This window comes from Mucilaginibacter sp. HD30 (assembly GCF_054061755.1).
In genome coordinates, this window is record NZ_JBSSEO010000001.1 from 1,334,858 (window position 1) to 1,347,206 (window position 12,349).

12 protein-coding genes, 1 tRNA gene and 1 other RNA gene are annotated in these 12,349 nt (G+C 41.2%); 3 read left to right on the plus strand and 11 right to left on the minus strand.

Annotated features, from left to right (window positions below; all coding sequences use genetic code 11):
• Positions 1 to 42: 42 nt before the first annotated feature.
• The 4 genes from ACVW2L_RS06515 to rnpB all read right to left on the minus strand — a co-directional run bounded on the left by ACVW2L_RS06515 (position 43) and on the right by rnpB (position 3,780).
• Positions 43 to 115: transfer RNA gene (locus ACVW2L_RS06515), tRNA-Lys, on the minus strand.
• Between the two features lie 66 nt (positions 116 to 181).
• Positions 182 to 1,009, minus strand: a complete 828-nt coding sequence (locus tag ACVW2L_RS06520; protein WP_457127156.1) for an MBL fold metallo-hydrolase — start codon at positions 1,007 to 1,009, stop codon at positions 182 to 184.
• Positions 1,010 to 1,121: 112 nt separating this feature from the next.
• Positions 1,122 to 3,203, minus strand: a complete 2,082-nt coding sequence (locus tag ACVW2L_RS06525) for an alpha-glucuronidase (protein WP_457127157.1) — start codon at positions 3,201 to 3,203, stop codon at positions 1,122 to 1,124.
• A gap of 198 nt (positions 3,204 to 3,401) precedes the next feature.
• Positions 3,402 to 3,780: RNase P RNA component class A (gene rnpB, locus ACVW2L_RS06530), an RNA gene on the minus strand.
• Between the two features lie 133 nt (positions 3,781 to 3,913).
• On the opposite strand from rnpB, the gene ACVW2L_RS06535 reads away from it, so the two are divergent.
• Positions 3,914 to 4,900: a YihY/virulence factor BrkB family protein gene (locus ACVW2L_RS06535; RefSeq protein ID WP_457127158.1), complete on the plus strand. Its 987-nt coding sequence runs from the start codon at positions 3,914 to 3,916 to the stop codon at positions 4,898 to 4,900.
• A 59-nt stretch (positions 4,901 to 4,959) separates the two neighbouring features.
• A complete protein-coding gene (locus ACVW2L_RS06540) occupies positions 4,960 to 5,271 on the plus strand; it encodes a hypothetical protein (RefSeq protein ID WP_457127159.1) in 312 nt (103 codons plus the stop codon).
• Between the two features lie 33 nt (positions 5,272 to 5,304).
• Here ACVW2L_RS06540 and ACVW2L_RS06545 read toward each other — a convergent pair whose 3' ends face one another.
• From ACVW2L_RS06545 to ACVW2L_RS06565, 5 genes are all read right to left on the minus strand, one after another.
• The gene (locus ACVW2L_RS06545) at positions 5,305 to 5,718 is read right to left on the minus strand and encodes a c-type cytochrome (protein WP_457127160.1); all 414 of its coding nucleotides are present in this window, start codon (positions 5,716 to 5,718) and stop codon (positions 5,305 to 5,307) included.
• Positions 5,715 to 6,356 (minus strand): SCO family protein, encoded by a 642-nt coding sequence (locus tag ACVW2L_RS06550; RefSeq protein ID WP_457127161.1) that lies wholly within the window; start codon positions 6,354 to 6,356, stop codon positions 5,715 to 5,717. The genes ACVW2L_RS06545 and ACVW2L_RS06550 overlap by 4 nt, the downstream gene beginning before the upstream one ends.
• A gap of 1 nt (position 6,357) precedes the next feature.
• Positions 6,358 to 6,783 (minus strand): hypothetical protein, encoded by a 426-nt coding sequence (locus tag ACVW2L_RS06555; RefSeq protein WP_457127162.1) that lies wholly within the window; start codon positions 6,781 to 6,783, stop codon positions 6,358 to 6,360.
• 67 nt (positions 6,784 to 6,850) lie between these two features.
• Complete coding sequence (locus ACVW2L_RS06560; protein ID WP_457127163.1) at positions 6,851 to 7,309, minus strand: DinB family protein; 459 nt, start codon at positions 7,307 to 7,309, stop codon at positions 6,851 to 6,853.
• A 10-nt stretch (positions 7,310 to 7,319) separates the two neighbouring features.
• Positions 7,320 to 7,883 carry a methyltransferase family protein gene (locus ACVW2L_RS06565; RefSeq protein WP_457127164.1) on the minus strand — a complete coding sequence of 188 codons (564 nt, stop codon included), beginning with the start codon at positions 7,881 to 7,883 and terminating at the stop codon, positions 7,320 to 7,322.
• Between the two features lie 290 nt (positions 7,884 to 8,173).
• Here ACVW2L_RS06565 and ACVW2L_RS06570 point away from each other — a divergent pair, with 290 nt between their 5' ends.
• Positions 8,174 to 9,541 (plus strand): GH1 family beta-glucosidase, encoded by a 1,368-nt coding sequence (locus ACVW2L_RS06570; protein ID WP_457127165.1) that lies wholly within the window; start codon positions 8,174 to 8,176, stop codon positions 9,539 to 9,541.
• On the opposite strand, the gene ACVW2L_RS06575 is transcribed toward ACVW2L_RS06570, so the two are convergent.
• The gene (locus ACVW2L_RS06575) at positions 9,494 to 11,557 is read right to left on the minus strand and encodes a tetratricopeptide repeat-containing sensor histidine kinase (protein ID WP_457127166.1); all 2,064 of its coding nucleotides are present in this window, start codon (positions 11,555 to 11,557) and stop codon (positions 9,494 to 9,496) included. The two genes, ACVW2L_RS06570 and ACVW2L_RS06575, sit on opposite strands and share 48 nt — an antisense overlap.
• 223 nt (positions 11,558 to 11,780) lie before the next feature.
• The gene (locus tag ACVW2L_RS06580) at positions 11,781 to 12,122 is read right to left on the minus strand and encodes a hypothetical protein (protein ID WP_457127167.1); all 342 of its coding nucleotides are present in this window, start codon (positions 12,120 to 12,122) and stop codon (positions 11,781 to 11,783) included.
• Positions 12,123 to 12,349: the final 227 nt, after the last annotated feature.

The window sequence follows — 12,349 nt, forward strand, 5'->3', positions numbered from 1 at the left end:
AATAAAAAACAGCCCCTCAACTTGTGCTGAAAGGCTGTTTTGTGACCTGGGAGAGGATCGAACTCTCGACCCACTGATTAAGAGTCAGTTGCTCTACCGGCTGAGCTACCAAGTCGTACTACGGAGGGCAAATATACACATAAAAGGCATTTTTGCTAACCCCGGAATAAATTGGCTGTGCTTATTCTGCTACAAAAGCATTAACGGAGTAAACCAACAGAAAATCGGCCTGGGTATAATCAGGATACAACTCCTGCATCTTTTGCATAGCTTCTTCGCGGCTTTTAGCAGTAGCAACTGTAGCTTCAAAATCGTTAATATATTTCAGCTGTTTTTCAAATACAGTAATGTCAGCAGGTTTTCCGTGGCCGGGATAAATCGTAAGGTCTTTTTCCAACACATTGGCAAACTCCAATAATTGCTGTTTCCAGTTTTCAATGTTTTGTTTATCAATTGCCAGCCAGGGGTGAACGCCATTGTATATAAAATCATTAGAGAAAAAGGCATTCAGATCCTTGCTGTAAAGTGTTGTAAGGTGTTCGCATTCAGTTGCTTCATAATCACTAAACGCCTCAATTATGGCACCCTCTGCTAATACCAATTGACCGCGTTTTAAAATGCTGATATTGCCGTAGTAATCAAATCCATCCGGATTTTCGTCTGTTTTTGGTTTTAATGCGGATTCTTTTTCCAGCCATCCCACACTTTCCATCCAGGTAGAAAAGTTGATGATATCGTCTTTGGTCTCTGGCGTATTAACCACTATTCGTACATCCGGAAATTCCGCTTTAATAACGTTCATGCCTGTGTAATGATCAGGATGTCCGTGGGTAATGAACAAATGAGTAAGCGGTTTCCCTATTTCTTTTATCTGAGCAGCCAGTTTAGATGCTTCTTCGCTGTTGCGAAGACAATCAACCAGAATAACGCTTTGATCGTCTGAAAAAATGTACGCGTTCACTGTAGCTTCAACGCCGTGATATACCTGTAGTTTAATGTTATTTGCCATGCAGAATAGAGTTTAGCGCAAAAGTAAAATAATTGCGATAGGCCGCGCTAATAAAAAGCAAAAAGGCCCTGCTTAACGCAGGGCCCTACATAATATCAACAAAAAGCTATTACTATCGTCTCTGTTGCACCGGTTTCATGCTAACCGGGTCAGTAGTTATATAATAATTAAGGTTATTGATCGGACGTTCAACATAGTCGGGAATAGGGCGCTTACTGAACTGCTGGAAATACAGTATACAGGCATCTTTCCAAAACTGGGCGTCGCGGGTTTGACGGCGCAGTTTTTCCTGAACGCGGCTAAAACGCTCCGCATCTACATAAGGCTCAACTTTATCCCAAACCACCTGGAACTGGCGCACCTGTTTAACACCGCTATCCCAATGCGAGCATAGGTCATCCCAGAGGGTTTTGCCATTCTTCATTTTATAATCCCATGACAAATGATGGAAGTAAAGTAGGTACATCTCGGGCGTGGTTGCCACGTTATTAAGTTCGGTAGCTAAAGGTTCGTGGTATTGATCTACTGCGTCTGTGCCCTTTTTTGTGCGGTCAAATCCTATCCCGTTGGCGTCTGCCTGGTGATAGTAAGCCGGCGTCCAGTCTTTACGTGTGCCCGGCGGCGCCCACCACGGGCCCGGGCCATAATGGTGGTTACCTGCAAAAATATGATGAAGGCCAAGCGGCATAGAATAATCAACCGCTGTTTCGCGACTCTCCAGCATCATCTTTTTAACAGGATCTAAAAAGCCGCTTTTCCAATCCTTATTAGCATCAGCAGGGGCAAAGGTCAACTTTATCCATTCGTCGGCTATTGTTTTACTATCTAACTGGTTGTTCCAGGCAAGGCGGCCATAGGCGTACCAGTTTGCCTGTGCAAATTCATGGCCGTTCCAGTTGGTATCAAGTCCTACGTTTGACACACCCGCAATAGCAGTGTATTTTTGCGTAAAAATGCTTCCGTCCGTTACGCGTGCCACGGTACTATTCTTGCCTTCCTGGTAGGTATCGCTTTTAAACATTTCTTCCCACATAGTCGCCAAAAACACCAATTGTTCTGAGTGACCTAAATATTCCTGTGTTACCTGTAACTCAGGCATAATAGGAGTTTTCTTTAGCGCCCCAAATAAGGGGCTAAATGGTTCGCGCGGCTGAAAGTCTATCGGTCCGTTTTTAACCTGGATAATTACGTTATCCCTAAACTGGCCATCAAATGGCGTAAATTCTAAATAGGCCTGTTTAGCGCGGTCTTTCTCTGACGCGTTATAAACAAATGCGCGCCACATAACAATGCCATTGTAAGGCTTTAACGCGTCTGCAAGCATATTTGCGCCATCAACATGTGTGCGTTTGTAATCCTGCGGACCGGGCTGGCCCTCGCTATTGGCTTTCACTAAAAAACCACCAAAATCAGGTACCAGTTTATATATTTCGGCTACTTTTTCTTTCCACCATTTAATAACCTCCGGGTTCAGCGGATCGGCATTAGGTAATTTACCTAAACCAATTGGAGAGGCAAAATTGATCGATAAATAGGTTTTAATACCATACGGACGTAAAACCGCTGCAATGGCTTTCATTCTGTTCAACTGATCCGTACCCAACATTTGAGCTGACGCATTAACGTTATTTAAAACCGAACCATTAATGCCTATTGAAGCGTTAGCGCGGGCGTATTCTTCCCATAGTTGTTTGTCTTTGTCGGTTACCGTAAATGCATTATCGCCACTGCGCCAGAATATTGAGTTACCTGCATACCCACGTTCAATTGAGCCGTTCAGGTTATCCCAGTGGTTTAGTATTCTGCGTTGGTAAGAAGGGTTGGAGATAACGTTGCTCAAATCGCCGGTTTGCTGGCGGCGCAGTAACTCGTAAACACCATAAAGTATTCCAGTTTCGCTGGTAGCACTTATTGCATTTCCGGTTATTTTAAAGCCATCTACTTTAACGTTTGGGTCTTTTACTATCCTAAACTCAACTGTTGCGTTTTCGGCGCCCAACCAGCGTTGCTCAATTTCTTTTTTGGCGATGCCCATCGTTACTGATTTCGCGTTAACGCCTGTTACTTTTACTGGTTTTGCTTTTACCGGTCTAAGCCACAGGTTATGTCCGTCATCGGCTTTTACGCATAACGCGAGCGACACAAGTACACATATCCAAATAAAGTTTTTGGACGCTGTTATGATCATCTTCATTGCTTATTTATTTTTATTCGGGTTAAAATGGGTTTTCTCGTAACATAACTACAAAATTGTGAGCGCCAAATTAGCTGTTTTTAGCTTATTAATGGATAGGTACATGAATGGAATTAGTTTGCAATAGCTAAAAATCGTCTAAAACGATTGCGAAATACTAAACAAAAACGCCCCATCCTTGCGGACGAGGCGCTTATTTCAGCAGCAAAGCTATAAGCCGGGTTCTGTTTCCCGCAAGCGGGTTTCTATCATTGATCTTGTCCTGCTATTGCTAACAGGCTTTAACAACCTACCCATCCTGAAATTCCGTTGCCGGAGTGGGAGCGAGCAGCTCCGCGTTCAGGACCTATTTGGTTTTTCAACTCCTGAGGTTTACCGCGATCCCGGTCGCCCGGGAAAGCCGTGAGCTCTTACCTCACGTTTTCACCCTTACCCTGATAAATCAGGGCGGTATATTTTCTGTGGCACTTGCTGTCGCCGGCTGACGGCGCCTTCCCGTTAGGAAGCAGGATGCTCTGTGTTGCCCGGACTTTCCTCCACCCTGATAAATCAGGACAGCGATAGAACGTTTTGCGTAGCAAAGATAGGGTTTTAGTCGGGAAGTCGGCAAAGACCGAAAGTCAAGGAGACTAAAACCGTCACCAAATAACAATAATCCAACAAATTAAATTTGACTCAAACCTTGCGCTATAAAGTTATGTTCAGGTAATATGAAGAAGTATTTTACCAAACAAGCTTTTATAAACCTTTGGACGATTTTGAAGGCGGCTTTTGCCGGTTTTTCAAACGATTTGGCACTTAAATTCAGCGCTTCGTTGGCTTACTACACCGTTTTTTCCTTAGCGCCGCTGTTGTTGCTGGTGATATCACTGGCGGGGTTATTTTTAGGCAGGGAAGCTATTCAAGGGCAGTTATTTGCCGAAATAAACGGCTTTGTTGGGAATGATGCTGCCAAACAGATCCAGGATTTGATAGCTCGGCTTGAGTTATCCGGCAAATCCACCATGTCTATTATTATTGGCGCGGTTACGCTTGTTGTTGGTGCCACGGGGGTTTTCGGAGAGATACAGGAGTCTATCAATATTATCTGGCAGGTTAAAGCTAAACCTAAAAAGGCGTGGCTTAAAATGTTAAAGGATCGCTTATTATCCGGATCGCTAATTATTTCATTGGGCTTTTTGTTGCTGGTATCTTTGGTTTTAAACGGAGCGCTGCTTGCTTTGAGTGACAAGCTTAAAACTTATTTACCTGACGTTACCGTCCTGCTGTTTAATGGCATTAATATTTTGATCAGTTTTGTTGTAATTACCACCCTTTTTGCTGTAATATTTAAAGTGTTACCTGATGCTAAAATTGCCTGGAAAGATGTACGCTCAGGTGCCATATTCACATCCGTTTTATTTATGCTGGGGCGTTTCGCGATCGGTATTTATGTGGCATCGTCTGCCAGTAGTTCCACTTATGGGGCGGCAGGTTCGCTTATCGCAATACTTTTGTGGGTATATTATACAGCCGCTATTTTATACTTCGGTGCAGAGTTTACCAAGGCTTATGTTGATTTTAAAGGCAAGCGCATTGAACCGGCAGAATACGCAGTACATGTGGAGCAGACTGAAGTTGAAAGAAACGTAAAGAAATTACCTAAAAAGATTGACAAGGAAACCGGAAATTCTATTGAATCTGAAGTTAAAAAGTAGCTTAAACACTTGCAAATATTCCTAATAGTAGTTATAATTGATGTACAATCTACCTATTTATGTTTTATTTTCTTCTGGCTGTTGCTGCCGCATTATTCCTTGCAAACGTAATATTGTTATTTACTGCGTTCCCTAAAGCTCAACTTGCACAAAAACGTTATTTCTATTCGCATTTAACACTATGGCTTACGGGCGCTACCGTGTTTATACTCGCGTTGCTTTATAGCGGTACTGGAGAATCTGGTTTTTTAGACTATTTTGATTCGCCTAAAAAAAAGGGGATGATAATTGCTTTTACACTGACCCTGTCATTGGTAGCGCATACAATAGTGCGTTTGGCGGTTTTGCCATTGATGAGTAAAAACAGGTAATAGAATACACTTCCAGACTTTGCCGATTCCGGACTATCTACAACCCGGTAGATCTTTCTCTACCTGTTCTGTGGTAATGGTGCCCATTTTATTACCAAAAGAATTTGTAACGTAGGTTAGCACCTTTGCTATATCAACCGACGGCAAGTCTGTTGCGGGCATTGTTGTAGTAAAAGTTTTGTTTGCCGCGTTAAAGGAGCTTTTTGAGCCATATTTAACCAGGCAGGCTAAGGACGAGCTGGTGGATTTTAGATGTGCCTCATTCGTCAGTGCGGGTATTAACGCAGCCAGGCCCTTACCATCAGAACCATGGCAGTTTTGACATTTACTTTGATATATAGCACTTCCGCCCGAATAATAGCGGGCAAATTCAATGTCCTTGTCGCTCTGGCAAGCCACTACAGCAAAAACAAATAAGCCCAGAAAGCAGATCACCTTCCATTTCATTTTTGTTCGGGTTCGGCTTTTAATAGCTTAATATCGTCAATTAGTTTTTGTACCTGTTCGGGGTCGGTACCGTTATACTGTCCGCGAATGTGTTTTTGCTTGTCAACCAATATAAAGTACCCATCGTGAATAAATTTTTCTTTTGCATCTTCTGCCGGAGTGGTTACCAGGTAGCTTGATGCAAGCTGATAGATCTCCTCTTTTTTGCCTTGCAATAACCACCATCTGTTACCCTCAATACCCAGCTTAGTGGCGTAGTCTTTAAGTACAGCTACGCTGTCATGTTTGGGATCAATTGTATAGGATATGATCTTTAGATCGGGCATATCCTTAAACTCACCGTAAACCTTCAGCATATTACGGTGCATTACAGGGCAAATAGAAGGGCAGGTGGTAAAAAAGAAATCTGCTACATAAATATTGTCATCAAGGTTTATGCTTTTAACAGAGTCGCCATATTGATTAACTGTTTTAAACTCAGGGATGGTATGATATACGGTATCCGTAACAGTTTGCCCGTTAACCACTTTGGTAGCAACGTCGCGGTTGCCTGCAATGGGTAGTCGCTGTGTGGCATCATTAAATTTGCAGGCGCTCCATACCAAAATTACAGCCGCTGCACTTATCAATTTCCTCATCTTATTTTTTTAGATCCTTCAAATATTTATCTGATCCTTCAATAACCGTAGTAAATATCGAATCAATTTGCGTTACCGCCTTCTTTTGTTCAGTATAATATTTAATCTTTTCTTCGTGCGTTTTTCCTTTTAATTCAGGGTCAAAATGCTGCATCCAGTTTGACATTGCCTCATCGGCTGCCATCAATTTAAACCGTACGGCACCTATAGTAGCCTTTTCCTCCGTAGTGTATTTCTCACTCACCGGGCCTGGCGTCAAAATGGTATCTATTTTCATTTTGTTACGCATAAGATATTCTTCTTTGCCCATCACTTCGTCATGAATTTTTATCACTTCGTCTAACAGTTGCTTTTCCGCTGCCTTTTCATCTGTGCAAGCGGCAAAGGCAACAACAATAAGGGTAAAAAGAATGACGTATCTTTTCATATAAAGGCGTTTTAAGAAAAATCAAAAGTAAGTGTTATTACGCGTTTTATCCCATTAATTACGCTGTTTATTGCACGCCACGGAGATAATGGACATAATCTGTAGCCGGCAGTTCAAGAACTTCGCTTTGTTTTAAAAGCATACCTATTTGCGCGCGATGGTGCGTGCCGTGATTAATAACATGAGCTAAAATATCAACAAGCTTGGTGCTGAATTTTTCGGCTTTAAAGTTCTCATAAACAATAATTTGCTCCGGATCAATTTCAACATTCAGAAAGTTTACCCAGTCATTATGGTTTTTAGTAATAATATCCTTAAAAGTGTCCGGCCCCCATTTTGGCCATAACTGATAATTGGAAGATGATGCCCCCAAGCAACGGCTTAGCCATATTTGCTGGGCATTTAGCAAGTGCGACATTAGTTCAATAGGCTTGTCCTTATCGTCAGCCGCACTAATGAGCGCTGCAAATTGCAGGTTAACATGTTTGTCGTAGTTAAAAAGGCCGGTAAAATATTCTTTAAGCATATTAAAACCGTTAATACATTCCAGGTATGATGCGCGCCACTCTGTTTTTATAATCTATATAATCCGCGCCAAATTCAGCCATTAGTGCGTTCTCTTCAACCTGCATCCTATAAATAAGCGCCAGTAATGATGGAACAAAAACGATAAACAGGGAAACTGAGTTACCTGTAAAGAATCCCACACCCAACAAAATAAGCAACAGGCCCAGGTAGCTGGGGTGCCTTACCATCCCGTACAGTCCGTTGGTTTTTAAATGATGACCGCTGTTTATGCTTACATCAACGGTAAACATTTTGCCTAATTGTAAAATTGCTATCCACCTTACGATAAAGCCTACTAACACAACTATAACTCCCGCTTTCTGCACCCATACAGTCGCCGGAATAGCTAATTTAATATAACCGGGCACAAAGCCTCCTGATACTAAACCGCCAACAATGCATAACCACAAAATCAGCATTGAATTTTTATCAGCCTTGTTTTTAACCTGTGTGTTTTTTGATCTCTTCGCAATCGCGAGCAATACTTCAGATACCCCGAACGCAATTGTTATATCGTAATAATTTATTTCCATACAAAGTTGGGTTGAGCTAAAAATAGAGGATTAAAGGCAATAATGAATGTAATAATTAAAAAATCGGCTTAACAATATGGTAATGTTGATGTTATGGTGAGGTCATATCAGCAGTTTACCTTAGTATCATTAAATAAGCAATCATGAAATACATCATCAATTTATTTAACAGCTTACGCGATTGGATGATCTCAAAAAGCATGAGATCGTCTTTTATTCACTAATCTGCGGTGCAGATTTTTTTTATCAAATTTTAATATACAATTTGGGCTACCGGTTAGCTCAATTTAATGGAATCTACTCATAACAAAACACCTATTAACAAGGCGCTTTTTGGCGACGATTTTATCTGGGGTGTTTCCACTGCTGCTGTACAAATTGAGGGCGCACATGATGCCGATGGCAAAGGCGAATCTATATGGGATGTATTTAGCCTAAAAAAAGGCAAGATCCGAGACGGCAGTCACCATTATACAGCATGCAATTTTTATAATCAGTATCAAAACGATATTGATCTGATAAAACAGCTTAATATTCCTAATTTCCGTTTCTCCCTTTCCTGGTCGCGCATAATGCCGGATGGCGTGGGTGCGGTTAATCAAGCCGGAATTGACTACTACAACAAAGTAATTGATTATTGCCTGGCGCTGGGTATTGAACCTTGGCTCACTTTATATCATTGGGACCTTCCGCACGCGCTTGAACTTAAAGGCGGCTGGACAAACCGCGAAGTTGTTAACTGGTTTACAAATTTTGTTACTGTCTGTGCCAACGCGTTTGGCGACCGCGTTAAGCATTGGATGGTGATGAACGAGCCATCGGTATTTACGGGAGCGGGGTACTTTTTTGGTATACATGCTCCTGGCAAAACAGGTTTAAATAACTTCTTGCCCGCGGTTCATCATGCTGCTTTGAGTATAGCGGCAGGTGGCAAGGTATTACGAAAGTTACTTACAGCAGCAGAAATTGGTACTACTTTTTCGTGCTCTTACATTGAGCCATATTCTGATAAACCACGTAATATTGCTGCTGCAAAAAGGGTTGATACTTTATTAAACAGGCTGTTTATTGAACCTGTATTAGGTTTAGGTTATCCCTTTGCAGACCTGCCTGTGCTAAAGGGTATTAAAAAGTATATGTTGCCCGGCGATGAGGATAAACTGGCATTTGACTTCGACTTTATAGGTTTACAGAATTATACACGCGAAATTGTAAAATACTCTCTTTTTACACCTTACATACAGGCATCGCTGGTTAAAGCCGAAAAACGAAACGTGCCCGTAACTACAATGGGTTGGGAGGTGTGGCCGCAATCTATTTACCACATGCTGCATAAATACAACCAATATCCACAAATAAAGAAAGTCTATCTTACAGAAAGTGGTGCGGCTTTTCCGGACGAAGTTGAAGGTGATGGTGTTCACGATCCCTTACGTGCAGCTTATTTACAAGATTATCTGCACCAAGTACTTAAAGCCAAAAACGAGGGCTGCAAAGTTGACGGCTACTTTGTTTGGACCCTTACAGATAACTTTGAATGGGCAGAGGGGTATCACCCGCGCTTTGGAATAATTTATGTTGATTTTGAAACGCAGCAGCGCATAATCAAATCATCGGGTAAATGGTATGGTGATTTTTTGGGCCGATCCCGGCGCTGATCCATCCACAAGGGGAAGGCTGATATAAAAAGTAGTTCCGTCTTTCCGGCTTTTAAACCAGATAGCTCCGCCTGATTTTTCCATTATCTGCTGGCAAATGGAAAGCCCTAAACCAAATGATTTTTCGCCGGCCGTACCGGGCCGCTGTGCGCTGGTAAACATATTGAACACCTGATCCTGCATTTTCTCGGGGATGCCAATACCGTTGTCTTTTACGGAAATGATTACCTGGTCGGCGGCTTTCTCAACTGCAACATGGACTAATGCGCCTGTAGGGCTAAATTTTATTGCGTTGCTAACCAGGTTACTAATAACGCGCCAGATCTTTTCACGACTTATTTGCAGTTCTTGCGAAGCTGGCAAGGGTTCAAAAAATATCTGCTGACCTTTTTCAGCAGCTTTAAATCGTAACAACTCTACACTGTTGTTTACCAACCCGTTAATTTCTACCGGTTCGGGATTAAGTTCTATTGAAGTTACGTTGGCCGCCTCCAATATCTCGTTAATAAGCTCAAGAGAATTATACGATGTTTCCTTTACAAGATTGATCATTTCCTTTTGCTCGTCGGTATAATCTTCTTCGGCCATAACAGAGGTCAATGATGCAATTCCTCCTATAGGATTACGTAAATCGTGCGCCACAGCTCTTAAAATACGATCTTTTTCCCGGCTGCTTAGTTGCAGTTTTTCTAACGCTTTTTCAAGGTCACTATTTTGCTCATTTATTTGCTTATTAAGCTCGTTCATCAATTTAACATCGTTTTTCGAACGGCGCCAGTAGCGGTAAACTAACAAAATGATTGCTAACGCCATAAGGCCGAATAATATAGACACCACCAAATATATTCGCTGTATCTTATTATTCTCATTCAGCAATTCTATCTGATGCGCTTTCTCATAATTGCTTAGTTGTTCATTAACATCGCTTTCGCGCAGCAAACTTGTTTGTTGCGCCAATGAATCTTTAAGAATATTATAGGTCTGCAAATGACTCATTGCCTTTTGCAGATTGTTTTGCGTGTTGTAATACTCACCCATAAGCCGGTGCCATTCAGCGTCTGCAGTTACGTTTTTAATAGAGTCAAGCTGAGGGCGAAGCGCATCTAATAATCCTTTCAACTTTGCAGTTTGGTGCTGCTCTGCATAAATCTTTGCAAGCTTAATTTGCGAATATTGCGCATCAACATTATCAAAGCCTTTTTGCAGGTTAATATTGATGCTCTTTTGCAAAAGGCTTATTGCACTATCATATTTTTTCTGCGTTATAAAAACCTCAGCCTCGTTACCATATATTACGCCGAGCGCCATTTCTTTAAAACCCTTTTTTTCAGGGTATTTGTCAGCGTTGGCGCTCACATATACTTTGGCTTTATTAAAGTAAACCAGGGCACTATCAAGATCTCCGTTGTGTTTATGGCTTAACGCGATATTGTCTAACAACTCCTGCATGCGATAAAAAGCCACAAAACTATCCTCAGCTTTAATACTGGCTCGCTGTTTAAAACTTTCCTTAAAGTAATTAGCCGCCGCCTGGTATCGCGATTTCTTATACATGATCATCCCCATACGATAGGTGTAATCAGAAAGCGCCTCGTCATTGAGATAACTTTTACCTAACAGATAACCCTGGTAATAACACTGATAGGAATCATTAAACTGATGAAGATCAAAATAGGTGTCACCTTTTGCATAATTAGCTTCGGCAAGATAGTGCGCATAGTCGCGTTTATCTGTTGTATTGTTAGCCATCAGCATCATGCTATCGGCGTATAACAAGGCTTTTGGATAATTGTGTAATACCCGCTGAAAGTGGACGTAATGAAAGGCGTAAAACCTAAAACGGTCTGAATAGGAGGGCGAAGATAGTTCGTTAAAGGCTGAATCTAAATAATTAAGCCCATTTTGGGTTTGATCGGCATCAAAATAACGGGTAGTTTGATTATATATCGGTAGAAATGCTTCAGTATAGCGACCGGAATCGTCTGATTTTTTCTCACAACCTGTTAAATAAACCAAAGACAACGCCAACAACCAAAATGCGGCAGCAATTTTTAATCGGACATATTTTCTCAGGCAGATCAATACCAACTTTTTACGGGGGATTAACAAATATAATATTCGTACGCTTATTTTATGCTAAATACGAACACTTTTTTGAATGAATTAATCCCCCATTGATAAAAATATAAATTTTTACAACACAGCGGGTATTCCTTAAAGCTTTGGTGGTAAAACTTTACTATTCCGGCTTGGCAGCGGCTTTTTTTGCAACAGTAGCTTTAGTTTTTGAGGGAGAGGCCGCTTGTTCTGCAACGGGTACCGTTTTAGCTGCTGAAGTTTTAGCAACGGGTTTTACCTTAACCTTGGTTTCAGTAGATGCACTTTTTTTGCTAACCGCTTGTTTTGATATTTTCTTAGCAAGGTTTTTAGCGGCCTTTTCAATTGCCTTGCTGGTTTTTTTCAGATCGGTTCCTATTTCGCCTACTGCAGCTTTTAATTGGGTTGCTATTTTATCAGTAAGGTCTTTTTTAAATGTTTTTCGGGCCTTTTTTGCAATGGCTGCCGCTTCGTTTTTTTTCATAGGGATGTTAATTCAAATAAGTGGTTGAAGTACAGCGCAAAAATAGGTTAATATAAAGTGAATTTAATATTATTATTATGTTAACAAATGACCTGATGTTAAACGACATTTAAAACTATTTTGATGGAAATTAGTTTTATTTTTGCTGCATTAATTAACTGACTTATTATCTAAAAACGCATGTTACTACCCTGCGATAATATTATTGGACGGCTAACAACCGCCGA

Coding starts and splice junctions, on each gene's coding strand:
- ACVW2L_RS06540 (WP_457127159.1), top strand. CDS start 4,960: ATGTTTTATTTTCTTCTGGCTGTTGCTGCCGCATTATTCCTTGCAAAC.
- ACVW2L_RS06580 (WP_457127167.1), bottom strand. CDS start 12,122: ATGAAAAAAAACGAAGCGGCAGCCATTGCAAAAAAGGCCCGAAAAACA.
- ACVW2L_RS06555 (WP_457127162.1), bottom strand. CDS start 6,783: ATGAAAAGATACGTCATTCTTTTTACCCTTATTGTTGTTGCCTTTGCC.
- ACVW2L_RS06525 (WP_457127157.1), bottom strand. CDS start 3,203: ATGAAGATGATCATAACAGCGTCCAAAAACTTTATTTGGATATGTGTA.
- ACVW2L_RS06545 (WP_457127160.1), bottom strand. CDS start 5,718: ATGAAATGGAAGGTGATCTGCTTTCTGGGCTTATTTGTTTTTGCTGTA.
- ACVW2L_RS06565 (WP_457127164.1), bottom strand. CDS start 7,883: ATGGAAATAAATTATTACGATATAACAATTGCGTTCGGGGTATCTGAA.
- ACVW2L_RS06570 (WP_457127165.1), top strand. CDS start 8,174: ATGGAATCTACTCATAACAAAACACCTATTAACAAGGCGCTTTTTGGC.
- ACVW2L_RS06550 (WP_457127161.1), bottom strand. CDS start 6,356: ATGAGGAAATTGATAAGTGCAGCGGCTGTAATTTTGGTATGGAGCGCC.
- ACVW2L_RS06535 (WP_457127158.1), top strand. CDS start 3,914: ATGAAGAAGTATTTTACCAAACAAGCTTTTATAAACCTTTGGACGATT.
- ACVW2L_RS06520 (WP_457127156.1), bottom strand. CDS start 1,009: ATGGCAAATAACATTAAACTACAGGTATATCACGGCGTTGAAGCTACA.
- ACVW2L_RS06560 (WP_457127163.1), bottom strand. CDS start 7,309: ATGCTTAAAGAATATTTTACCGGCCTTTTTAACTACGACAAACATGTT.